This window comes from Ureaplasma urealyticum serovar 8 str. ATCC 27618 (assembly GCF_000169535.1).
GTDB lineage: Bacteria > Bacillota_I > Bacilli_A > Mycoplasmatales > Mycoplasmoidaceae > Ureaplasma > Ureaplasma urealyticum.
The window spans coordinates 107,341-132,674 of sequence record NZ_AAYN02000002.1; the positions used below are offsets into that span (position 1 = coordinate 107,341).

Genomic DNA, 25,334 nt, shown 5'->3' on the forward strand with positions numbered 1-25,334 from the left:
TTGTCTATGTTAATCCTAATTGTTTGTTTGAAAGGATATAAAAACAATGAATGTGGCTTTAGAATTAATTAATTTGTTAAAAGAAAAACGTTTGAAATTAAGTGTTTGTGAATCAGCGAGCTGTGGTGCTTTATCATCATCAATTGGTGAGGTTCCAGGAGCTTCAAGTGTTTTTGTAGGTGGTTTTATTAGTTATAGTAATGAAGTAAAAATCCAAATTGTTGGTGTTAGTGAAAAAACTATTTTAAAGTATGGTGCTGTTTCTGAACAAACTGCTAAAGAGATGTGTTTGCAAACAAATCAAAAATTTAATACTGATATTGCGATTTCAATTACAGGTAATGCTGGTCCGCAAGGAAGCGAAAACAAAGAAGTTGGTTTATTCTATATAGGAATTGCAATTAAGGATTTTGCAATTGTAAAAAAAGTAATTTTAAATTCAAGTGAACGCACTTTTAATCGTTTTTCAATTGCTTGAGAAGCTATTAGTTATTTAATTGAGTTAATAAAAAAATAAATTTTTACTAATTCTTTAAATAGGATAGGTGAATAAATTTATGAAAGAAAACGATAAGCTTGAGAAGTTAGATCCAATTGCAACACTTGAAGCAAAGTTTGCCAAATCAACTTATTTTATTGCTGATGAAATTAAGAATGAAAAAGTTAGCGCAATATCAACAGGATCAATTCATATTGACCAAATAACAGGAATTAATGGTATTCCAGTTGGAAAAATTACAGAGATTTATGGTAATGAATCATCTGGAAAAACTACCATTGCTTTACAAACAATTGCTGAGTGTCAAAAAAAAGGTGGTACAGCAGTTTTATTAGATCTTGAAGGTTCGTTTGATCTTAATTATGCTAAGAGTTTAAAAGTTGATTTAACAAAATTAATTATTACGCAACCACAAACAGGCGAACAAGCTTTTGATATGATTGAAACTTTAATTAAAACAAATTCAATTGATTTAATAGTTGTTGACTCAGTTGCTGCGATGATTCCAGAAAGCGAATATCAAGCAAATATGAGCGAAGCATTAATGGGAGCCCATGCTCGTTTAATGTCAAAAGGCTTGCGAAAAATTCAACCATTAATGAATAAAAGTCAAACAGCAATTATTTTTATCAATCAATTACGTGAAAAAATTAATGCTTTTTTTGGTAATCCTGAAATGACAACAGGTGGTAAAGCTTTAAAGTTTTATGCTAGTTTAAGAATTGAAACAAGAAAAGCCGATTTAATTAAAGAAGGTATTAATAAAATTGGAATTAAAACTAAAGTAACAACTGTTAAAAATAAATTAGCACCACCATTACAAACATGTTTTATTGATGTATTTTTTGGTCATGGTTTTGATTATGATAATGAAATTATTGATTTTGCAATTCAATATGGCATTCTTAAAAAGAATGGTTCTTGGTTTTATTTTGATGATAATAAAATAGGTCAAGGGCGTGAACAATTAAAAAACACATTATTAAAAAATAATGAACTTTTTACACAAGTTTCAGAAAAAACTTTAGCATTTGTTAACAATGAAAAAATTAATCAATAATAACTTGTAATATAATTATTATTGGTGATATAAAGATGGGTTATTTAATAGCATTTATTATATTACTAATATTATTTGTATTGTTGATTACCATTGTTCCAGTTGTAATGGTAGTTTATCTTAAGAAAAAACAACTGAAATTAGCACTTGTTCCTAAAAGTCAAACTTCTTTTAAAAAAGCTATTCAAAAAAGCAAAGATTTAGAAGAAGAGTGCGAAGATTTAAATAATAAAAATAATGAATTAAAAAAAACAATTAGCGATCAAAATTTACAAATTGATTTACTTAAAAAAAGTAATGAAAATTTTTTATTAAACGCAACAAGTTTAACAGCTGAACAAGCTAAAAAAGAACTTTTTAATTTGTTGAAAATAAAATTTAAAAAAGAACTCGCACAAGACTATGCCAAAATTAAGCACGAATTTAATGAAGCTCAAGAAATTTATGCCCAAAATATTTTAGTTGAAACAATGGAACAAATTGCTGAACCTTTAATTGTTGAAAGGTCTTTATTTAACATTGATATTGTTGATGAAAACCTAAAAGGAAAAATCATTGGTCGTGACGGCCGTAATAAAGCAGTTTTTGAAAATGAAGGTGGAGTAGATTTAATTGTTGATCGTCAACAACCAATTGTGGGAATCTCAACTCCAAACCCAATTCGACGAGAAATCGCACGAATTGTTATGCAAAAATTGATTGATTCAAAAAATATTGATATTAATCGTATTGAATTGCTTTTTAAAGAAGAACGTGAAAAGTTTGAAAAAAAAGCATTTGAAATTGGTAAAAATGTTGCTGAACAAACACTTGGTTTTTTTGATTTACCAGAAGGAATTTATCCTTACATAGGAAGAATGAAATTTCGCAATTCATATGGTCAAAATATATTATCACACTCATTAGAAGCTGCTGAGTATGCTGAACGAATCGCAAAATTAATTAATATTGATCCTATAAAGGCTAAAAAAGCCGCCTTTTTTCATGATATTGGGAAAACAATTGATTTTGAAAGTAATTTAGATCATGTAGAAGCAGGTTTATTGATTGCTAAAAAATTTAATTTAGATGACTATATTTATAATGCAATTGAATCACATCATAATAAAGTAATTCCAACAACAATTTATGGTGCATTGGTTAAAATAGTTGATACATTATCAGCGGCTAGACCAGGTGCACGTGTTAATTCTTATGATGAATATTACAATCGTGTAAAAGAACTTGAAGCCATATGTATGCGTTTTGATGGTGTTAAAAGTGCTTACGTTATTAAATCTGGGCGACAATTACGTGTAATTGTTGACTCTAATTTAGTAAGTGATGAACAATTAGATTTATTAAGTCATGAGATTAAAACTGCAATTGAAGAAAGTGATTTATTAGCAAACTATAAAATCAAAATTGTCTTAATTAAAGAAAAAAGGATTTCAATCGAAACAAATATTATTGGATAGTATGAAAATACAAAAAGAAGCAAAATAACCTTGCTTCTTTTTTTATTTTTATAAACAGTTAAATTTTTATAAAAATTACTCTACTGAAGGCAATTTAGTAATTAGATTTTGTGGATTTTCAGCAATAGGTTCCATTTCATCATGCACTAAATCAACACGAATTTCTTTTGTTTTAATAAGTTTAATTTCTTCGCCATAAGGGACAGCAAGCCCCCTTGGTTATTATCACCATCTGGAATACATTTAAATTCAATACGAGGTCTAAAAGAATAAGTTTTAGTTTCCTCATTTAATTTAAGTACATCATCTTCATTTTTTTTCTTATTAAACACATAAGTTAAGATAACATAATAATTAGCATTCAAATTTTTATTAGGTTTAAAAAACAATATAAACCCAAAACCTTTATTTAAACTATAAAATGGTCAATTATTACTAAAAGTCATATTTACTTTTGGCTGTTTAGGATTATCATAAATTAGCGAAATACCTGTTATTTTAGGTGTAGGCTCACCTATTTTTATTGATTATCCATAAATGTCATCATAATCATCAACTGTTTCACGACTAATTATTTTATTATTAATCATTCATGAGTCAACATAATAACTATTTTTGGGATATAAAATTTTATTATTATATTCATTAAGATCTAAACCTTGTTTATCATAATTAATTTTAATTTGATCTATATCAAAAACTAAATCTATTTCATTAGAAATATTTGGATTAGGATAAATAACTTATGTCGGATTTAATGAAAAAATATTTTCATCAATTCCACTTATATTATCATTGTGTAAATTTATTTTATATGATAATGGATTTTCATTTTTAGCTACATTTGAATCATAAAATCCCACTCTAATTATTAATTTATTATAAACTGGATCATAAACATCCTCAATGGTTCTAGTACCTGAAGGAATTTTAAAAATAGCTTTATGATCTTCTTTTAAAAATAATTCAACTGCTGATTGATCATTACTAACTATAGTAATTTTTTTAATAATATATTTATGTTCTCTTAAAAATCTAGGAAAAGTCTTTTCATCAATAGCTAAAAGTAATCGATTTTTACCAAATTTAATTTTTTGATCATAAGGATTAAAATAAAAATCAATTATCGATTATCTGATAAAGTTAATTTAACTTTATTAATATTAAATATATTGATTTTTATCAAGTGGTTAATATTTAAACATAATTGTGGAACAACATCACTAGGATTAACATCATCAATGGATTTGTATTTAGGGAATTAAAAACGAAATTTTTATCAAAAATATAATTAATATCAATAGGAATTCCTATTGTCGATTGAACATTCTTAACAATTGGTGCAGTAGAATCTAATTCAAACTTCATTAATCGATTTTGTATATTGCTATCATCATATGTAAATTTTTTAATTTTAAGAATGTGTTTATTAGCTAAATCTAGTTCTTTTTGTTTAATATTTTCTTTTAAAACTTGTAAATCATTATTAATAGTTAATGATTTAATTTTAAAAACTGGATCTGATAAAATTAGATCTTGTAATTGTTTGTTATTAACTACATCAAAAATAATTTCTTTATTATTAACATCAAATTTAACTGATGGTAATGAAATTGATTGCTTAGTTTTAGTTGATATAAGTTCAATATTAGCAATTAATTCGTTTTCTTTAAAATTATATTCATTAACAAAACCATCATATTTAAGTTTTAATTGCTTTGGTACACCATCATCACTAATAATTTGTGCATCTACAATGTTAGCACTTGTTAATAATGAAAAAGTTGTTGGAATTAATAAGTGTGTTGGTTTTTGATTATCAATTGAGACATCTAATTGCAAACCACTCGGTTTATAAACTTTTTCATTAATTTCAAAATTTTTATCATTTATTATTAATTTTGAAATGAAATATTCATCGTCATCTAATTGATTAAGTGCACCAGCTTTAAACTGGCCTACGATTTTGATAATTGTTTTCTTATTTTGATTACTATCAAATCAATTAAATCGATCTTTTAATGGTTGAAATTTGAAAATTTTATTAGTTTTTTTATTAGTAAGTTCAATTTGAACATCAACATTTTCTAAATTAAAAGCATTAGTATTAGGTACGTTTAAAAGTTTAATTTCAACTTGGGCTTCATGTTTTTAATCAAACTAAATTGCACACTTTTTTCAACAATTTTAATTGCTTCATCTTGACGTGGTTTTTTAATTTCTAATTCAGTATTTTAATTACATCATTTAAAGTAATTTCATTATTATTTAGTGTTAATTTAGATATGCTATAATTACCTTCTTCTAGATTAGATAACTTACCATTTAATGTATTAAATGCTTCATCATATTTTAATTAACTCACTAAAATAAGTGTTGTTGCACCTTTTTTAATCACTTCTAAACTAAAGACTTTTTTATTAACGTAAGCTAATTCTACTTTGACAAAAATTAATGAAACCTTTACTTCATTTTATTTAGTTGGATCTTTTTTAAAAGCAACACTTTTTACAATAGCTTCATCTTTTTTAACTGGAGGTTTAGGCTGTGGTTTTGGGATTGGCACAGGAGTTGGTGGAATTGGATTTGGTTTTGGCTCATCGAGTTCTAAATGTGCAAATTCAATTAACATTTCGTTTGTTTTAATAATTTTCACTGGTACAAACTCATGATTTGAGTTAATGATAATTGTTTGATTAACTTGTGGTTGTCGTGGTAAACGAATATAAATATGATTATTTTAATAATTGGTTTTAAATTAACATTAAAGCCAACTCTTTGATTTAAATCATTAATAATACTTGTTGAAAAAAAGGACTTTTTCTAATTTTGTTTTATCATCAATACTTAAATCATCAAATTGATAACAAACATAATAATCATCATTTTTCGTTTTAAAAAAATGTTTTAAAACTTCAAGTTTATACTTTATTTTATTTTGTGAACACGAAAAAAGTAAGCTAGCAGTTGGCATCATTGTTAGCGAAGTAATTGCTCAACGCAATAAAGATTTTTATTTTTAAATTTCATAATTTTTAAGACAATAAAATCAATAAATCGAACGATATACTTTAATTTTATATTTACACAAAATAAAAACAATTTAGAACGTTTTTTGATTTGAATGCAATATTTGGAACGTATTTTTGTGTAAATTATATCTTTCATATATTTTTGAATTAAAAATAAAATAATTTGAAAACGCTTGATTTTACTAGCATTTTAAAATTATCATCCGTTTTTTATATACAATTTTATTTAGCTATAACTTAAAAATTCAATAAAAAAAGAAGAAAATTTACTTCCCTTCTTTTCTATCATCTTCTTTTATACATTTAGTATTATCAGAATTTTTATTTGAACATTTTTGTTCTGTTTGTTTGTTATCACGCACTGCTTTTGAAATTCCTCAAATACCAAATGATAAACCAATAGCAAAAATGATACCAACAATTAATCAAATTTTAGATTTATTATTATTTGTTTTGTTCATTTTTTAATTCTTGTAATCTTTTTGTAACTTCATTGACATTATGTTCAACGGAATTACGTGCATCTAAAACAATGTAGTCGATTCCAAAATCTTTACAAACGTTAACCATGTAGTTTTTATACATTTCTAGTAAACGTTTAAAATATGTTTCGTTAATTGAGAAGTTATCAATTTCAACTTTACGGTTTCTTTTAAAAATTCTTTCTTTGAATAATTCTCAATCACCATCTAAGATAACATAAAGTTTTGGAACTCCATGTTCATAGATTAATTCTTTACAAACTCCTTGTCATAGTCCATCATAGTATGAAAATACTGAAGGTTTATCAATATTTGCATGTGCAAACAATCAGTCTTCGAAAATACTACGATCAAAAATTGTTAAATTTTCACGATTGCAATTATTTTTATAGTTTGCAAAACGATTTAAAACAAAATATAGTTGAAATAATGATCCAAAAAGAACATTATTTTCACGTTCATACATTTTTGCTAACAATAAATCCATTAGCTTATCGCCCTCAACCATTTCATAAACCACATTTGATGGTTGATATTTCTCATGTAAAGCTTGTGCTAAAGTAGATTTACCAAAAGCGATCATACCACCTATAGCAATAGAGTTAGAAATTCTATTTTTCTTAAAAGATGGCGTTAAAAAATCCAATTTTTTATCTGACATATTTAACCCTTTAATAAATATTTTTTATTAGTTCATGTTTTAGATTATACAAGCAAAAAAACGAAAAAATAAAATTAAAAAAATATTTTTTTTGTTATTAAAAAATATTAATTTTATGGTATTTATATTAGATAATAATTAAGTTTTTGTGGTAATTCTAATTTATAATTAAAACTAGAAATTTTAGAGGACAACAAATGAGCGAGTTAACATTATATCGTAAATATCGACCGCACAAGTTTAAAGATGTTATAGGTCAAAATTTAATTAAACAAGCATTAATTAATGCTAATCTAAACGACAAAACAACACATGCATATATTTTTAGTGGTCCACGTGGAATTGGAAAAACATCAATTGCTAGAATTTTTGCAGCTAGCATTAATTGTTTAAAGCCCAATAATGGCGATTGTTGCGGGGAATGTAGTGTTTGCCAAAGCATTATTAATGAACAAAGTGTTGACTTGATCGAATTAGATGCTGCTAGCAATAATGGTGTTGATCAAATGCGTAATATTACTGATAACATTAATTATTTACCAACACTTTTTAAATATAAAGTTTATATTATTGATGAAGCTCACATGTTATCTACATCAGCTTGAAACGCTTTATTAAAAACTGTTGAAGAACCGCCACAACACGTTATTTTTATTTTTGCAACAACAGAGTATCAAAAAATTCCTTTAACAATTATTAGCCGTTGCCAACGTTATGACTTTAATCGTTTAAACAATAGCGAATTACAGGAATTAATAGATTTAGTTGCTAAAAAGGAAGATATTAAAATTAATGAAAATGCAATTAATAAATTAATTCAATTAGCCGATGGCGCTGGTCGTGATTGCTTAAGTATTTTAGATCAATTAGTAACAAACCAAAAAGTTATAGACATTGATTTAATAAATAAAACTTTTGGTTTAGTTGATAATTCTAAAGTAATTAATTTAATTGAATTAATTCAAAAAAATGATCTTTTAGAATTACGTAAATTTATTTATGAATTATATGATTATGGTATTAATTTAGAAGCTTTTTGTGCGCAAATAATAAACATTCTAATTGATTATTTAGTTTATCAAAAAACAAATGATGAAACTAATCTTAAAAAAATATCAATTGATGAATTAAAGAAAATATTATCAATTAATTTCAACGCTAATCATTTACTAAATAATTTTATTTCTTTATATAGTCATCTAAAAAATTCAGTAAACCAAGTTTTTGAATTCGAAATTTATTTATATAAAATAGTTAATGTTAATAATGATAAATTAGAAACTAAAAAAACAATACCACTAATTGCTATTGAAAAAGATAAAAACACATTACCACCATCACCACCAATAGCAAAAACTACTTCTATTTCTAAAGAAGTAAATAAAGTTAATGAAAATAAAGATGTTATTAATTTTAATAATTTATATCAAACTCAAATTTTTCATCATAAAAAAAATAGTGATAATAATGAACAAGAAACAAATATTAAATACGAAGAAAAATTAATTGATGAACCAACTAAGATTAATCAACCAATTAATAAATCTGATGAAGTATTAGATAATTATGAATTAGCTAAACAAGCTTTTTTTAACAAAGATCTTAAATTATCAAAAGAAATGAGTCAAAAATTTAAAGATTTTAAAAATGAAGCAATTGTTGAAAATAGCTACATTGATATTATTAAACAAGCTGATTTAGTGCTTTGATGCTCGCCTAATGCATTAGTTTTAGGGGTAGAATTTTTAGGATTAATTAATCGTATTAATAAAGTAACACGTTCTTTTGAATTTATTAAAGAGTTTATTAAGAAATTTAATTCTACGAAATTAGTTATTGCAATTAGCAAAAAACAAGCAGCAAATATCGTTAATATTAGTAAACAGGATTTAAAAACTAATATAATTAAAGATGTTTTAATTGATGACATTAAAATGTTATTAAAACAAGAAGAACAACGAAAACAAGAACAAATAGCATTATTAAGCGAAATAGAAGATGAGGAGTAAATTTTAAATGGATTTTCAAAAACTTGCACAAGAACTAAAAAAAATGCAAAATACTTTAAGTAAAAAACAAAAAGAATTTGAAGAAAAAGTATTTGATTTTGATTACAAAGGATATGTATTAATTAAAATTAAGGGTAATTTAACTATTGAATCAATCGAAGTAAAAACAGAAATAGTAGATCCTGAAGATAAAGAAACATTACAAGATATTTTACGTGCAGCAGTTAATGAAGCAATTTCTAAAACATGCAAAGAACGTGATGCAATTATGAATTCTACAATTCCCAAAGGAACAGGATTTTTTTAGAAATCAATTATGAGCAAACCAGTTGAATTTGAAATGCTTGTTGACGCACTAAAATCATTACCTGGTGTAGGAACAAAAAATGCTAAGAAATGAGCATTTTTTTTATTACAACAAGATCAAAAATATATTGATGATTTTATTAAAAGAATTAAAGATGCAAAAACAAATATTATAAAATGCAAGTATTGTAGTAATTTTGGGAATAAAGATGAATGTGATATTTGTTCAAATGATTATCGTGACTTTACTAAGTTAATGATTGTTACTACAAATGAAGATTTAGAAAGAATTGAATCAGCAAATATTTATAATGGTTTATATCACATTACAAATGGTGAAGTTTCTTTAAGAAAAAACGTTGTTATTGAACATACAAATATTAAAATAATTAAAGAACGTGTTTTAAATGGTAGTTTTAAAGAAATAATTATTGCAACAAGTTATACTCATGATGGAGAAGTTACGGCTGATTACATTGTAAAAATGCTTGAAGATATTAAAGATATCCAAATTTATCGTATTGGTTTTGGCATCCCTTTAAATTCAAGCATTGATTATGCAGATGATGAAACTTTAAAACAATCTATTGCTAATAAACGAAAAATTAGAATTTAATTAAAATAATTATAAATCTACTTTTAAGGATAAATACTTAAGTAGATTTTTTGTTATGAAAAAACTAAAATCTTTTATTTTATAATACAAATTAACTATAGTAGGTGCTCATTTTGCTGATGGATATCATGTTTATCAATCACGATTTTTCTAATCGTTGAAATGCTAAAACCAAAACAAATGGTTCAATCTAAGCCTTAGATGATGCTGAATTAAAGGTAATATATTATTTCTTTTAAATACATCAATAGGTATTTTGTAAAAAGAAATTCAAAAAACGTGAAAAAAGACCAATATATCAAATTGGCTATTCTGAAAGAGTTGTTCAAGAAACTTTAGTGAATACACTCATTCATAGTTATTATTTAGTAATTGGTAGTGAAATTCATATTGATATGTATGGCGATAGATTAAAAATATATTCTCTTTGTAGTATGTATGTGGGAATTTTGCCCAAAATATTGATCCTTATAATGTCTCACCAATTCGACCTAATCTGCTTTCTTTGTTGTTTTAAAAAAATTAAATTATGATACTCCAAATGATACTAAAAATGAAATTCAATAATGATACTCAAAAAATCTTGGATCCTTTTAAAAGAAGAGAAAAATATTGGAAATTATAAAAAACTGATGGTATTTTGGAAGTTCTAAAAATGGATATTAAAAACTTAAAAACAACAAGTAATAAATCAATAAAATTTTTGTTTTAAACAAATTTTTGCGAACTCTTAATTATAGATTAAAAAAGTCTAGCCCTTTCCATTACGAAAGGACCAGACTTTACACACATTTTTATTGTTTATTTTGAACTTTTTTGTTCTAATTCTGTAATTTTTGATTGCAATTCTTCTAATAACTTATGTAAGCTATTGAAATCTTCTCGGCCAACTTTACTTGATCAGCTATCATTAAATTCTTTAACTAATCTTTCAACTTGTTCAAAGCTTGCAATTTTAGGATTAACATTTTTATCTAAATATTGAATAACAGTGTTTAATTGTTGACCTATTTGTTTAATGATTTTGTCAAAATATTGGGTTACTGCTTTAACAGATGTTTTTAATTTATCAATGTCACTTGATTGCTTTTTATTTTCTTCACTAATAGTTTTCGTTAAAGCTTCAATATTTTGAATTTGTTTTAATTGTGATTGCAATTGTGTTGTTAATTCTTTTGATAAATTAATATTTTGTAATTGAATTTCTTTAATTGATTTGTTATTATTATCTATTTTTTTATCTAATTCAGCTATTTTTTGTTCAATTTCAAGAATTTTAGTGTTTTTATTTTTATCATTTTGTTTTAGTTCATTAACTATTTTATTTAATTCATCAACGCTATTATTAGGCAATACTTTATTTTGATTAATTTCGTTTTCAATTTTAGGTTCTTTTTTGTTTTTGTATTTATAAGATAAAGCAATTGGTAAAGCAATAACTAATCCTGCACCAATTAAACTCACACTTAAAAAAGTGATTATTTTATTTGATTTTTTCATAAAATATCCTATTTTGTATTTGTGTAAATTTACCAAACTATTTTATTTGTTGTAAAAAAAAAAAAAAAACATTTGATAAAAAACACAAAACAATCAACTAATTTAGTTTTTTTAACAATCTTATTAGATAACATGGGTATTAAATAATATAATTAAAGATTAGTATGATCATTTTTAAAATATAAAGAGGTAATTAATGTTTAAAGCGATGATAGGTAATATTGTAAGTAAGCAAATGTCAAAGAAATTAAAAAATGCGACAATTGCTGAAGAAGATATTAAAGAATTATTGAGTGAAATAAGAATCGCACTATTGGATGCTGACGTTAATTTATTAGTTGTTAAAAAATTTATAAAAAACATTAAAGAAAAAACTATTGGATTATACGTTGAACAAAATCAAAAACCCGCAGATGTTGTTTTAAAAGTAATTAAAGATGAATTAGTTGAAATTTTAGGTAAAGAAAATAAACCAGTTAATACAGCAAAATCCCAATTAAAAATTATGATGGTCGGTTTACAAGGTTCTGGTAAGACAACAACTGCTGGTAAATTAGCTAATTATTTTAGAAACAAATACAACAAAAAACCATTATTGGTTGCAGCAGATATTTATCGACCAGCAGCGATTGATCAATTACGAACATTAGCAAAACAAGTTCGTGTAGATTTTTGAGAAGAGGGAACACAACGTCCTGATTTAACTGTAAAAAACGCTTTACATAAAGCTGATGAAAATGAAAACAATTTAGTAATTGTGGATACAGCTGGGCGTTTACAAACAAATGAAGAGTTAATGCAAGAGTTAGTAAATGTTAAAAAAACATTAAATCCTGACGAAGTATTTTTAGTTGTTGACGCTATGGCAGGTCAAGACATTATTAATGTTGCAACTGAATTTAATAATTGATTAAAACTAACAGGAATTATTGTTACTAAATTAGATTCAGATGCACGTGCTGGAGCTGTTTTATCATTAACATCATTATTAAATGTGCCAATTAAATTTACAGGGACTGGTGAAAAAATAGGATCAATTGATAGTTTTTATCCAGAACGAATGGCTGATCGAATTTTAGGACTTGGAGATATTATGACTTTAGCTGAAAAAGCAGCTGATGTTATTGACGAAAAACAAGTTCGTGGTTCAATGCAACGAATGATGGCAGGAAAAATGGATTTAGAAGATTTGATGCGTCAAATGAGTCAAATTAGTAAATTAGGTAGTTTTTCAGGAATTGCAAAAATGATTCCAGGTTTAAATAGTATTTCTGAAAATCAAATTGATGATGCTGAAAATAAAATGAAGATATGAACAATTTTATTATCAAGTATGACTTTAAAAGAACGTCGAGATCCAAGAGTATTTAAAAAAGAACCATCAAGACGTATGCGTGTTCTAAAAGGTTCGGGACGTTCGCCTGATGAATTAAATAAATTATTAAAACAATGAGAAGTTTCGCGTGATAAAATGGCAGAACTTGGAAAAATGTTACAAAAAGGTAAAAATCCTTTTAGCAAATCTGGTGGTATATTTGGTTAAAAATGGTCTCGCACCATTTTTTTATTTACAAAAATCAATAAAGTGTAATTAAAGGAATAAAAAAACTCAAATGACTGTTTAATGACTTTTTCTTATTCCATATATTTTTTAAAAATAAAACAATCAAAATAAAAAAATACGATAAAACCAACATTAAATTTATCTTTTCAATAAAATTATTAACAATATTTAAAGACGGGAAAATTTAAAAAAGATGAATAAAAAGATGAATTTTAATAGTAGTTTTGCTTATGTCGGTTTTTTAACTCGTCATATTATTGTAAAAAAAACAACATACATTCTACCTATTATTACTTTTTTGATTACGTTAATTGTTGGAATTATTGTTGGTTGTGTTGTTAATCAAAAATCCCAATTTTTAATAATTTCTTATGTAATGATAATTTTTAATTTATTAATGACAACAATTTTTGCTTCACTAAAAGCCTTAAATGTTTTTAAAGATTTTAGTGAAGATGGAATTGATATTTTAGTAATTTCTAAACCAATTAGTCGTAAAAACATTGTTTGATCAAAAATCTTTTTTTTCATTTTAACAGGTGTTGTTTGGAGTTTAATTAGTTTTTTAGGATTATTAATTTTCTATTTAATTAGTTTTAATTTCGCTAAAGATGTTAATTATTATTGACTTTTAAGTTATATTAGTCCCTTCATTTGTTATTTAGTTTTTGGTTTACTAACAAGTTTATTAGCATTAAAATTAAATGCAAAAATTAGTGTTTTAATTCCACTTGTTAGTTTTGTTCCCTTACTTGCTGTTGGGATTGTTTCTAATATTGTTAGTCAATTACAATCAAAAGCTTTTTTAAGCTCATTAAAACAAAAACCAACAAATAATATTGAACCTTTTTATTTAAATAATAATTTAGATCAATACTATTTAATTAATACAGGTTTTGCAAATCATGAATTTAAACAGAGTCAAAATCTAGAAGTTTTAGATGCTTATTTAAAGACAAGGAATTTAGCAACTTTTTGACAAGTAAGTAGTTGAATTTTTCCTATTTATCAATTAGTTGATGCTTTTAATAAAAGCGATTATGAACCATTTAGTGATTTTATTAAAAACCAAGAAAACCATAAAGTTTTATATGCTAATAATTTAGCCTCAAAACAATTTAATTATCGATTAGAAAAAAATAGTGATTCACTACCAAGTTTTAATATTAACAATGATAAAGGTTTTTTAGTTCCAAGTTTATTAAAAAATGATTCACAAAACTTAATTAATAATAATTTAAATCAAGAAGTAATCTACGCCATTGAAGATTGAAAAAATCAAACTATTGAATATCAAAAAAATAGTTACACACAACTAAGTGCTGATGATATTGTTGGTTCAATTAAATGAACAATTATTAAAGAAGTTTTAAATACAAAATTATTTAATGAGTATGCAAATAACTTATTTAAAACACTTGATAAAAAAGCAAGTCAAAAACAAATATTAGATTTAATTTCAAATAGTGTTCAAAAATTTGATTTTAATAAGCAAATTGATGAAAATACTGAATTGTTTAAAAAAGATGTAAATAAATTATTGATTAAATCAAAAACTGAACGACAAATATATTTAGCAATTAGTTTAATTTATTATCTATACTTTAGTTCTAATTATACAGATCTATTAAATACCTTATTGTTTGATCAAAAAAACCATTTACAATATCAAACTCAATTTAAAATAAATTTAAATAACAAAAATTATTTAATTGGTGGTTTTAAAAATTATTTAGTTAATCAAATCTTACCCCAAGAAACCAATGATGCTATAGATCAATCAAAAAAAGATAAAAAGATTCGTTATAAATATAGTTTAGAACAAGGTGGAAATTACTTATTTGATTATGTAACACAAAACTATAGTATTAAAAGAGAACAACAAATTGTTTATAAAGAAGTTTATTGTGTAATTTGATTAGTATTAATCTTTAGTTTGTTAATTGGTACATACTATGGATATAAAAGAAAGGATTATCGTTAATGAATAATCAATTTATTTTAGAAGTTAAAAATTTAACAAAAATTTATAAAAAATCAAACCAAGGTGTTTTCGATTTAAGTTTTAATGTAAAACGTGGTGAAATTCATGCTTTTATTGGTGAAAATGGATCAGGTAAAACAACAACCATTAAATCAATTATTAATGCATATACAAACTATAAAGGATCAATTCTAATAGCTGGTTTTGATAATAAAACTCCTAAAAGCCATGAAAAAATTGGCTATGTTCCAGAAATCGCTTTATTTCCTAGTGAATTAACAACCTTTCAATATTTATATTCATTTGCTCGTTTATCAAATTTAAATAAAAAACAAGCGATTGAACGTATCGATTACTTTTTAGAAAAATTTCATATTAGTGATTTAAAAAACAAAAAACCAATTAATTTCTCATCTGGTCAAAAAAAGAAAGTAATTTTAATTCAAGCTTTATTACATGATCCAGAATTAATTATTCTAGATGAACCAACAGCAAACTTAGATCCATCAGCTCGTCATGAATTTAATACTATTTTAAAAGAATTACACGAACAAAATAAAACCATTTTTATTTGTTCACACATCTTAAAAGAAATGGATTCTTACGTTGATAGTTTAACTTTAATTAATAAAGGCAAACTAGTATATAGTGGCCATAAATATGATGAATTAGAGAAAATTTATTACGAAAATGTTTTAAAGAATAAATAAGAAAATTCCTTGCTTTTGTAAAAAAAGAGTAAGGAATTTTAATTTTTATATAGATATTAAATTCTTTATAATTATATGAATACAATTAAATTAATTCAAAACTAAGGAATTAATAAATATGATAAAAAAATGAAATTCAAAACGCAAATGATCTTTAATATGTGCTTCATTAGTAATAGGTAGTGCTAGTGTAGTAACAGCAACTGCGTGTGCCAATACAAATAATAAAGTAGTTAATGCTGGTTTTATTTATAATGGTTCAACAACCAATGATGCGATCACAGGTTTTGATATTAATGATTACATAATTAAAGTTCCAAGTAGTGATGTTAATTTAAATCAACAAATCTTAAGAAATAATAATTATGAACAAAAACCAATTCTTTGAGAAGATTATTTAAAACAATACGATAGTGTTAAAAAACAACACGATCAACAAACAAAAAGTTTTTATGAATATGTTTGAATTAATAAAGCATCAAAATATAAAAACTTAAATAAAGCAATTGATATTAACGATCCTTATTTTGCAGATTGGTTTTTAAAACTAACACCTAATACTTTAAAAAATGATCTTTATGATTTTATTAATGATATTCGCAAAGATAATATGAAGCCTTCACTTGTTTTTTCATCAAGCGAACCACAAGTTGAAGTTTGAAAAGATTTAGGAAATAATCAAAAACAAAAAATTGCTCCAAATCAAGTTATTTTTGAACCACTAACACAAGAAGATACTAAAAATAATGTTACTCTTTTTAAAAAAAACAAACATTTAAGAGTTAATATTAGTTTTTGATATGCGCTAACAAATCAAAATAGCGCTAACGTTTTGATTAATGATCCATTCTATAAAAAACCTTCAGGGATTGCTTCAAATACAAGCGAAAAATATTTTATTAATATTCAAAATTCGCCAATTAGTTTAAGTTTTAGTCACACTGATCGTTTAGAACATGATATTTATAGTGCACAAACAACATCAATTAAAAACACATATAAAATGCGTTATTACTTTGATAATATTCGTGTTGAAAAACAAGTTACAAAAGTTAAAAGTAATGCTAAACGTGGTGATCAAAATGCTGAAGAAAACTTAGCAAAAGAATTTTATTTTGCTAATGATAATAATGAAAAATTTAGTTTTGGTACACGTTCATATACATTAAATAATGAAATTACACAAGCTTCATATGAACAAGACATTTTTAGTCTAGATCAAAAAATTAAAAATGAATTAAAAAAATTAAATCAACAACAAATCTTAAAAGATATTGAATATGCTTTTGCTAGTGGTTATGATGTAGCAATTGATTCTATTAGTAGTATTTTTAATATACTAAAAGGTGTTGCTAATGATTTAGATTTAAAAGAATTGTTTTTACAATCAACGCAAGATTTTAAAAATCTAACTTATAATATTACCCAACACAATAATTTAACTAATTTAATTGCTTTAATTACATCAAATCAATCATTAGGAGTTGTTATTGATGGTTTTAAACCAATTTTAAAAGAAATTATTTACAAAAATGCAAGTATTGATCAATCAGTTAAAAACACAATTTGATCAAAGATTGAATCAATGGATTTTAAAAATAATTTAATTGCTGAAATTGGCCAAATTAAAACCTTGCTTGATAGTATTTCATTAGCTGAAATTAAAACTTATAAACCAATTATTAATAAATTATTAGAATTAATCTCTTTAATTGAAGCGCGTTCCAAAAAAGATCCTAAAAACTATGGATTTATCGATGGTTTAGATGAATTATTTTCATTCTTTTTAAATTTAAAACAAGATGATTTACCAAGTAATATTAATTTTAAAATAGGTGATCAAAATTATGGTTTATATGACTTAATTGTTGAAGTTAAAAAGATTGTAGACAATTTAGTGCCTCATGAAAATCAATATGATCCTAAAAATCAACAAATAATTAGTACAAATTATTTCTTATCAAAAATTAAAGTTTTAGACTTAATCTCATTAAATAAAACTAATGAACTTGATTATCGTAAGGGTGTAGAATCAATTTTTAGTCTATTAAAAAAATTCCAAGTAGCAATTCCTGAAATTGTTTATAAAATTATTGATGAATTACTAATACAAAATACTAATTGAAATAAAGAAAACATCAAAAAACTTTTAGATGCTATTTTATATCCAAAAATTACATCGAATGATGCTTCAATTAATGATTTAAAATCATATTTTAAATATGGTATTAGTAAGCCTGAAATTACAAGCAAAGAGCTTGAATATGATCAAAATAACTTATTAATTAAAAAACTAAATATTAAATATCGTTATAAAGTTTTAGCTAACGCAGAATTTGATATTAAACCTTTATTTGATTTATTACCTCAAAAAGCACCAAGTTTTATTAATATTGGTTCATTATGAGATCAAATTAAAAAAGAATTTCCTTATAAAGTTGTTTTAGCAAAAGATGATTATGTTGATCATACAATTAGTATTAATGAGCCACAAGAATTAACTCCTTTAGTTTTTCAAGATCGTAGCGATCATGATAAATACAAAATTGGTTATTCTTTTTACCCAACACACACAGTACAAACTCATATGCCAAATTCAATGAAAGCAATTATTGAAGAAATTTCATCAAGAAATGATCGTTTATTGCCAAATAAATATATTGCCCAATTATTAAGTTGATTATTTTATAAGAAATGGGTATTTACTAATCCATTAGCAATCTATGAAACCTTTGAAGGTGATAAAAAAGTTGCAAACGATAAAAACGTTAAATATTTAATTAAGGACAATTTAAATAAGTATTTAAAACACTATGATACAAACACATATTATGAAGGTTTTGATTTTAAACATTTCTCTAATAACTTAGAAAATAAAGTAAATAATCAAACAATTCGTAATTTGATTTTAGCTAAGATTAAAACTATTAAAACAGACGGTCAAGAATTATATCAAGATAAATTAGGAAGAAAAGTTATTGCAACTAGTGCTTATGATCAAATCAATTTAACACTTCAAGAACTAATTGATTATAAATTACTTGAATTTGGTAAAAAAGTTGATTTAAAAAAAGACGTTTATTTAAGTGCAGTCGCATTTAATTTTGGTTTAAACACTAATGATAGTGACCAAACAAATGCTTTAAATAATAATGATGAAATTAAATATAATTTAAATATTTTAAAAAAAGTAGTTATTACATTACACTTTACTAAACCAACGTTAGATTTAAGCGATCCTAATCATCCTAAATTAGTTAACTCTTATACTTTTGTTGTTTAGTTTAGATTATTATTTTGTAAATGTTTTATTTAATGTTTTGTTTTTAAATAACAAAACATTATTTTAATATTCTTTAAAATCTAATAATTTATTGCGATAGTATTCATATTGTTTTTTGCGTTGTTTTATTTCAAGAGGCAATCCCACATTAATGTTTTCAGTATATGCTTCTAATTTATCTAAAACTTCAACAATTTTGTTTTGGATTGCAAGGGGTGGAATAGGAACAACAATCTCTTGCATGACATTACTCATTAATTTTGGATTTCCTGACGCTTGATTTACATATTTTCTAGCAGTTTTTCTCAAAATAAAACTCAAATATTTTGTGTTTAATTCTAATTAAAATTCTTGCTAGTCTTTTATTTCTTTCTTGTGTAGTACTTCCTAAACGATTATTGTTAACATCAATATTGTTAAACAATCCTTTTAAATTTTTTTCAGAATCATAACCAATAGATGATTCTTCAATACTTTTAAAAATAGTTTCCAAGGTTTCATTTAAATTTTCATCATTTTCAGCATTTTTAACGACATTAGTAAATAAAAATGATGGCTTAATATAAAAACCCTTTTCTTTAATTAAATCTGTTCGATTCTCTTCATTTACTACATTATCATTAAGTGTTTCAAAGTTGAAATTAGGATCACCAGATTCGCGTTCACCATCGTTGATATACTTAGTGAAATTTTCTGATATATATCGATAAAATAATATTCCTAAAACATATTGTTTAAAATCTCATCCATCAATTGCTCCTCGAAGTTCTTCAGCAATTTTTCAAATCGTTGAGTGTAAATTATTACGTTCAATTTCTTTCTTATTATCCATTTTTACGCCCTTTATTTAAGTTTATTAATAATTTTAATTTTATTATATATAAAATACATACTAAAACATTTAAAAACAAAAAAGAGACTCCTAATTAACTTAGTAATCTCTCTTTTATTTAATTAAATACTTTTTAATTAATGTTGGTGATGGTGGTGTTCGTGTTCATGGCCGCCACAGCAATCATCTTTAGTTCCACCACAGCATTCTTCTTCAACTTCTAATGATTTTGTTTCTGAATTACAACAAACTTCATTTTCTTCATCGCCACAACATTCATCTTCACAACAACAATCTTCTTCATAATCATCATCTTCACTAAAATGAACATCTAAGAAAACTTCTGATAAATCTAATATTGTGTCATTTGAAACTAAGAAAGCATCAATTTTTGCTTGTAATTCTTCTTTTTTAAGATCAAATAAAATATTTGTTGATTCAAAATCTGCATAGTTAATGTATAGTTCTGATCCTAAATCACTTGTTTGGTATGCTTCATCCCCACCAAGTTCTAAATATGAATCAATATCTTCTGGAAGAACATTGATTGTACGTGCATTGTCTAAATTGATGTAAGAAACACCTGTTTTAATGTATTTAGCCATAAATATACTCCTTAATTGTTAAACATTATTTAGGTTTTACCTTATTATTTTATACCAAATATTCCATTCTTATATTGAAGATTTAAGGCAGATTATTTTTAATAAATAACCAAAGGTATTTAAATTCTATATGTTTTTTATATTATATATTAAATTGTTATCATTTAAAATTATATAAATAAAATGAAATTTCATTATTAAACTCGTAATTATTAGGTGTAAATATGGATAAAATTATCATCAAAGGTGCTAAAGAAAATAATTTAAAAAATATTGATTTAGAAATTCCTAAAAATAAATTAGTTGTTATTACAGGTGTTTCAGGATCTGGTAAATCTTCTCTTGCTTTTGATACGATTTTTGCTGAAGGTAAACGTCGTTATTTTGAATCACTTTCAAGCTATGCACGTCAGTTTTTAGGTGGAAATGATAAAGCTGATGTTGAAAGCATTGAAGGTTTATCACCAACCATTGCTGTTGATCAAAAATCAACTAACCAAAACCCAAGATCAATTGTAGGTACAATTACAGAAATTTATGATTATTTACGAGTTTTATTTGCGCGTGTAGGAACGCCATTTTGTCCTAATGGACATGGGCAAATTAAATCACAAACTCCAAAACAAATTGCTGATTTCTTATTTAGTTTACCACCTAGAAGCAAAGTACAAATTCTAGCGCCAATCGAAATTAAAAAAGGTTATAAAATTAATGAAGTTTTAAATAATTTAAGAAGCCAAGGTTATTTAAGAGTTTTAGTTAATAATGAAGTTTATCAATTAGATGAAAATTTACCTCAATTTTTAGATAACAAAAAAACAGATATAGCAATTATTGTTGATCGTTTAGTTTTAAATATTGATCACCAAACAAAAACACGAGCACTAGATGCTATTGAATTTGCTTTAAATTATAGTGGAGGAGAAATTGCTTTTAAAGTTGATGATAATATTCATTATTTTACGCAAAATGATGTTTGTCGAGTTTGTGGTTTTAAAATTAAAGAAATTGAACCAACATTATTCTCATTTAATTCACCAATTGGTGCATGCGAACAATGTAAAGGATTAGGATATAATTATGTTCCTGATGAACGTAAAATGATCCCTAATCCAAATTTATCAATTAATGAAGGTGGATTAGATTATTTTAAAAACACTGTTAATACAACTAATCTTGATTGACAACGTTTTAATTCAATTATTAAACACTATAAAATTGATAAAACAAAACCTTTAAAAGAATTGGATCGTAAAGAAATAGATTTATTACTATATGGATCAGATGAAGCAATTGAAATTGATATAACTTCTGCGAATAATAAAAACTATTCATCAATCGATTATGTTGAAGGAGTTTTAGAATTAGTTAATCGTCGTTATCAAGAAACATCTAGCGAGATGGCACGTGAACATTACAACAAATACATGAGTGAAAAAATTTGCAAATCATGTAAGGGTAAAAAGTTATCACCACAAGCTTTATCGATTTTAATTAATGAAATCAATATTATTGATTTTATTGAAAAAAATATTAATGAAGGAATTGATTTTTTATTACATTTACAATTAAGTGAAGCACAAGCAAAAATTGCTAATCCAATTTTAAAAGAAGTTTTAGATCGTTTAGGATTTTTAAAAAATGTAGGTTTAGAATATTTAACTTTAGCACGCCCTGCATCTAGTTTATCAGGGGGAGAGGCACAACGAATTCGTTTGGCAACCCAAATTGGCTCTAAACTAACAGGTATTTTATATGTCCTTGATGAACCATCGATTGGATTACACCAACGTGATAATGATAAATTAATTAAAACACTAAAAGAAATGCGTGATTTAGGTAATACAGTTATAGTTGTTGAACATGACGAAGAAACAATGCTAGCAGCTGATTATTTAATTGATATTGGTCCACAAGCTGGAGTTAATGGTGGTTATGTAATAGCAGCTGGAACACCGCAAGAAGTGATGCAAAATCCTAATTCACTAACAGGGCAATATTTATCAAAACAAAAAGATATTTTAGTTCCTAAAACACGAAGAAGTGGTAATGGTCATAAAATTATTTTAAAAGGTGCAAAACATAATAATTTAAAAAATGTTGATTTAACAATTCCTTTAGGTAAATTTATTTGTGTTACAGGTGTTTCAGGATCTGGTAAATCATCACTAATTTTAGAAACATTAGTGAAAGCAATTGAATATACTAACTTTAATCCCTTTGTAATTCCAGGGGAGTATAAAGATTTAATTGGAGCATCTAATGTAGATAAAATTGTTGTAGTTAATCAAGATGCAATTGGTAGAACTACAAGATCAAATCCAGCTACTTATGTTGGAGTATTTGATGATATTAGAACAGTATTTGAAAATACAATCGAAGCTAAAGCACGTGGATATACTAAAAGCCGTTTCTCTTTTAATATTAAAGGAGGGCGTTGTGAACGTTGTTGAGGTGATGGTACAATTCGAATTGAAATGCACTTTTTACCAGATGTTTATATAAGTTGTGAAGAATGCCATGGAAAACGTTATAACGATGAAACACTTCAAGTTAAATTTAAAGGTAAATCAATTTATGATGTACTAAAAATGCCAATCGATGAAGCTTTAGTATTTTTTGAAAATTATCCAAGCATTCATCGTAAATTACAATTATTGCTTGATGTAGGTTTAGGATATTTAGAATTAGGCGCCTCATCAACTTCATTATCAGGAGGCGAGGCGCAACGAATAAAATTAGCTAAGTTTTTACAACGTAAACCAACAGGAAAAACATTATTTGTTTTAGATGAACCAACCACAGGTTTACATATTGATGATGTAGCAAAATTAATTAAAATTTTAAATAAGATTGTTGATGGTGGAGATACTGTTTTAGTAATTGAACACAACCTTGATTTAATTAAAGTTGCTGATTATATTATTGATGTTGGACCAGAAGGTGGCAACAATGGTGGTAAAATTATAGCTACTGGTACTCCAGAGCAATTATTAATTAAAAAGGACATATCTTATACTGCTCAATATTTAGAAAATTATTTAAAAAAGAACTAAATTTATGAAACATAAGACAAAAAAATTAACGCTTTTAATGGCAGGAATTACTTTAACTTCGCTATGTACAGTTTTTGCTATTACAGCATGTAGCAAACAAAAATCACAATCAAATTCACAAACAAAACCTAATAAAGTTATTGAAAAAGTTGACCAAGCATTTTTTGATGAATTTAAAACAAAAATTGAACAAAAACGCACACTTCCAAATATTAAAATTACATCAACATTCAAGATCCCTTTTGAAAAAAACGAAAACACTTTAAAATCACCACTTTTTAAAATTGGTGATAAATCTGTTTATGATTTAAAACAAAATGAGATTCCAATAACATGAGTTCAAGACTTAAAAGATTATTTTTTATCACAAAAAACAATTCTAACTTACTATGCATTAGCAAATTTAAAATTAACTAGCACTGATGCTAAAGGAGCATATTTTTTACAATTTATTCAATATGTTCAAAAAATGCAACAAAAAGGATTTTTATCAGAGGACTTTTATCAACAACTATGATATTTAGTTAGTGAAATTAGTGATTATGATATGCAAAATGGTATTTTACGTTCAGTTTATCGTATTGCTAATCCTAATTTAAAAATTAAAGATTTATATCTTGATGGTTCAATTTATGGATTTAAAAAACAAAAAAGTAAATACATGAATTTTACAAATTTATTTCAATGACCAAGTAATGATGAAAAAGTTTGTTTTGATATTGTTTTTAAAAACAAAAATACTAACCAAACATATACAAAAAACATTGAGCTAACCTACTCTAAAGAAAAGAAATATATTTTAGATTCACTAATTGATTATAGCGAGTTTGCTCCAGGTGAGTATGAATTAGTATCAATTAAAAAACACGACGATACTAATGCTAAAAATTTAATTAATCCTAATAATCCAAATATTGCAAGAATTTTTAAAGTTAAAGTTTTTAAAGAAAATGAAAAATTTAAACCAATTACTTTAGCAACAATTAATCAACAAGAAGCTGACGAATACGATCGTCAAAACAATCAAATTATCTATAAAAATAATTCAGAAATTGGAATATTAAATGATCCAAACAAAATTAAAGAATTAGGCACTTTCTTATATTTTAAAAAATCTTTATCTGAAATTACAATTGATGATCTTGATCGTTATTTTAAAACATATTTTATTAATCCAGAACAAGATTTTAACAATTTTAGTCGTCAATATAAAATTACTAAAATTGATAAAGAAAAACAAACAGTGGAATTAAGTGTATTACATATTAACAATAAAACTAATGAAACTTATGTTTCTCCAATTAATTTTAAATTTCATTATCAACATGTATATGATGTTAATAAAAACACAGATGCTAAATTAGAATTAAATTTTGATGAATCAAAAAAAGAGCAAAAACAAAAACTTCAAACATTAGTCAATAAATTAGATTTTAATAAACTTACATATAATGATCTAAGTGAATTGGCACTTGTAATGTTTGAAGATGTTGATTTAGAAAACACAAAAATCCATGTTGAAATGATTAAAAATAAAGATCGTTCAATCACTTTAAAAGCTTATGTTGACAAAGCTTATAAAAATGGAAAATTAAAAATAAGTAACAAAGCTGATATTTTAATAAAAGAGTTCAAAGTTAACTATTTTATGACCAATTACTTTAAATAATCATAATTA

Annotated in this window: 23 protein-coding genes; 13 read left to right on the forward strand and 10 right to left on the reverse strand. The window is 24.8% G+C overall.

Annotated elements, in window-relative coordinates; genetic code table 4:
- Nucleotides 1-46: 46 nt before the first annotated feature.
- The 3 genes from UUR8_RS00465 to UUR8_RS00475 are packed head-to-tail and all read left to right on the forward strand — an operon-like array spanning nt 47 to nt 3,016.
- On the forward strand, nt 47-517 hold the full coding sequence (locus UUR8_RS00465; RefSeq protein ID WP_004025817.1) for a CinA family protein: 471 nt from the start codon (nt 47-49) through the stop codon (nt 515-517).
- 40 nt (nt 518-557) lie between these two features.
- Nucleotides 558-1,559, forward strand: coding sequence for a recombinase RecA (recA, locus tag UUR8_RS00470; protein ID WP_004025667.1), 1,002 nt, complete (start codon nt 558-560; stop codon nt 1,557-1,559).
- 35 nt (nt 1,560-1,594) lie between these two features.
- Nucleotides 1,595-3,016, forward strand: coding sequence for a ribonuclease Y (locus tag UUR8_RS00475; RefSeq protein WP_004025809.1), 1,422 nt, complete (start codon nt 1,595-1,597; stop codon nt 3,014-3,016).
- Nucleotides 3,017-3,162: 146 nt separating this feature from the next.
- Here the strand turns inward: UUR8_RS00475 and UUR8_RS00480 are convergent, their stop codons facing one another.
- Together UUR8_RS00480 and UUR8_RS00485 are read right to left on the reverse strand one after the other, a co-directional pair.
- Nucleotides 3,163-3,462, reverse strand: a complete 300-nt coding sequence (locus UUR8_RS00480) for a hypothetical protein (protein ID WP_004026316.1) — start codon at nt 3,460-3,462, stop codon at nt 3,163-3,165.
- A 751-nt stretch (nt 3,463-4,213) separates the two neighbouring features.
- Nucleotides 4,214-4,858, reverse strand: a complete 645-nt coding sequence (locus UUR8_RS00485; RefSeq protein WP_004026161.1) for a hypothetical protein — start codon at nt 4,856-4,858, stop codon at nt 4,214-4,216.
- A 64-nt stretch (nt 4,859-4,922) separates the two neighbouring features.
- On the opposite strand from UUR8_RS00485, the gene UUR8_RS00490 reads away from it, so the two are divergent.
- Nucleotides 4,923-5,171, forward strand: a complete 249-nt coding sequence (locus UUR8_RS00490; RefSeq protein ID WP_230440328.1) for a hypothetical protein — start codon at nt 4,923-4,925, stop codon at nt 5,169-5,171.
- 318 nt (nt 5,172-5,489) lie between these two features.
- On the opposite strand, the gene UUR8_RS03765 is transcribed toward UUR8_RS00490, so the two are convergent.
- The 4 genes from UUR8_RS03765 to UUR8_RS00510 form a co-directional block, all read right to left on the reverse strand.
- Nucleotides 5,490-5,672 (reverse strand): hypothetical protein, encoded by a 183-nt coding sequence (locus UUR8_RS03765; protein ID WP_004025863.1) that lies wholly within the window; start codon nt 5,670-5,672, stop codon nt 5,490-5,492.
- Between the two features lie 135 nt (nt 5,673-5,807).
- A complete protein-coding gene (locus tag UUR8_RS00500) occupies nt 5,808-5,993 on the reverse strand; it encodes a hypothetical protein (RefSeq protein ID WP_004025682.1) in 186 nt (61 codons plus the stop codon).
- Between the two features lie 321 nt (nt 5,994-6,314).
- Nucleotides 6,315-6,509 (reverse strand): hypothetical protein, encoded by a 195-nt coding sequence (locus UUR8_RS00505; protein ID WP_004026124.1) that lies wholly within the window; start codon nt 6,507-6,509, stop codon nt 6,315-6,317.
- Nucleotides 6,493-7,191, reverse strand: a complete 699-nt coding sequence (locus tag UUR8_RS00510; RefSeq protein WP_004025841.1) for a deoxynucleoside kinase — start codon at nt 7,189-7,191, stop codon at nt 6,493-6,495. Before UUR8_RS00510 ends, UUR8_RS00505 begins: the two co-directional genes overlap by 17 nt.
- A 197-nt stretch (nt 7,192-7,388) precedes the next feature.
- On the opposite strand from UUR8_RS00510, the gene dnaX reads away from it, so the two are divergent.
- The 3 genes from dnaX to recR are packed head-to-tail and all read left to right on the forward strand — an operon-like array spanning nt 7,389 to nt 10,122.
- A complete protein-coding gene (gene dnaX / locus UUR8_RS00515) occupies nt 7,389-9,200 on the forward strand; it encodes a DNA polymerase III subunit gamma/tau (protein WP_004025922.1) in 1,812 nt (603 codons plus the stop codon).
- A 7-nt stretch (nt 9,201-9,207) separates the two neighbouring features.
- Entirely contained in the window at nt 9,208-9,507 is a 300-nt protein-coding gene (locus UUR8_RS00520) for a YbaB/EbfC family nucleoid-associated protein (RefSeq protein WP_004026195.1), read from the forward strand.
- 9 nt (nt 9,508-9,516) lie between these two features.
- Nucleotides 9,517-10,122 carry a recombination mediator RecR gene (recR, locus tag UUR8_RS00525; protein ID WP_004025559.1) on the forward strand — a complete coding sequence of 202 codons (606 nt, stop codon included), beginning with the start codon at nt 9,517-9,519 and terminating at the stop codon, nt 10,120-10,122.
- A gap of 801 nt (nt 10,123-10,923) precedes the next feature.
- On the opposite strand, the gene UUR8_RS00530 is transcribed toward recR, so the two are convergent.
- Nucleotides 10,924-11,622 (reverse strand): coiled-coil domain-containing protein, encoded by a 699-nt coding sequence (locus UUR8_RS00530; protein WP_004026045.1) that lies wholly within the window; start codon nt 11,620-11,622, stop codon nt 10,924-10,926.
- A gap of 196 nt (nt 11,623-11,818) precedes the next feature.
- Between UUR8_RS00530 and ffh the strand changes: the two genes are divergently transcribed.
- The 4 genes from ffh (at nt 11,819) to UUR8_RS00550 (ending at nt 19,163) form a co-directional block, all read left to right on the forward strand.
- Nucleotides 11,819-13,165 (forward strand): signal recognition particle protein, encoded by a 1,347-nt coding sequence (gene ffh / locus UUR8_RS00535; protein ID WP_004026164.1) that lies wholly within the window; start codon nt 11,819-11,821, stop codon nt 13,163-13,165.
- Nucleotides 13,166-13,379: 214 nt separating this feature from the next.
- On the forward strand, nt 13,380-15,170 hold the full coding sequence (locus tag UUR8_RS00540) for an ABC transporter permease (protein WP_004025772.1): 1,791 nt from the start codon (nt 13,380-13,382) through the stop codon (nt 15,168-15,170).
- Nucleotides 15,170-15,880, forward strand: coding sequence for an ABC transporter ATP-binding protein (locus tag UUR8_RS00545; RefSeq protein WP_004026026.1), 711 nt, complete (start codon nt 15,170-15,172; stop codon nt 15,878-15,880). The genes UUR8_RS00540 and UUR8_RS00545 overlap by 1 nt, the downstream gene beginning before the upstream one ends.
- 118 nt (nt 15,881-15,998) lie before the next feature.
- Nucleotides 15,999-19,163, forward strand: coding sequence for a hypothetical protein (locus tag UUR8_RS00550; RefSeq protein WP_004025507.1), 3,165 nt, complete (start codon nt 15,999-16,001; stop codon nt 19,161-19,163).
- 63 nt (nt 19,164-19,226) lie between these two features.
- On the opposite strand, the gene UUR8_RS00555 is transcribed toward UUR8_RS00550, so the two are convergent.
- From UUR8_RS00555 to UUR8_RS00565, 3 genes are all read right to left on the reverse strand, one after another.
- Nucleotides 19,227-19,472, reverse strand: coding sequence for a restriction endonuclease subunit S (locus tag UUR8_RS00555; protein ID WP_230438539.1), 246 nt, complete (start codon nt 19,470-19,472; stop codon nt 19,227-19,229).
- Nucleotides 19,456-19,995 (reverse strand): type I restriction-modification system subunit M N-terminal domain-containing protein, encoded by a 540-nt coding sequence (locus tag UUR8_RS00560; protein WP_004025619.1) that lies wholly within the window; start codon nt 19,993-19,995, stop codon nt 19,456-19,458. The genes UUR8_RS00555 and UUR8_RS00560 overlap by 17 nt, the downstream gene beginning before the upstream one ends.
- A gap of 137 nt (nt 19,996-20,132) precedes the next feature.
- Complete coding sequence (locus UUR8_RS00565; protein WP_004025535.1) at nt 20,133-20,600, reverse strand: hypothetical protein; 468 nt, start codon at nt 20,598-20,600, stop codon at nt 20,133-20,135.
- A gap of 224 nt (nt 20,601-20,824) precedes the next feature.
- On the opposite strand from UUR8_RS00565, the gene uvrA reads away from it, so the two are divergent.
- Both uvrA and UUR8_RS00575 read left to right on the forward strand, forming a co-directional pair.
- A complete protein-coding gene (gene uvrA / locus UUR8_RS00570; RefSeq protein ID WP_004025674.1) occupies nt 20,825-23,656 on the forward strand; it encodes an excinuclease ABC subunit UvrA in 2,832 nt (943 codons plus the stop codon).
- 4 nt (nt 23,657-23,660) lie between these two features.
- Entirely contained in the window at nt 23,661-25,325 is a 1,665-nt protein-coding gene (locus tag UUR8_RS00575; RefSeq protein ID WP_004025960.1) for a hypothetical protein, read from the forward strand.
- Nucleotides 25,326-25,334 lie beyond the last annotated feature (9 nt).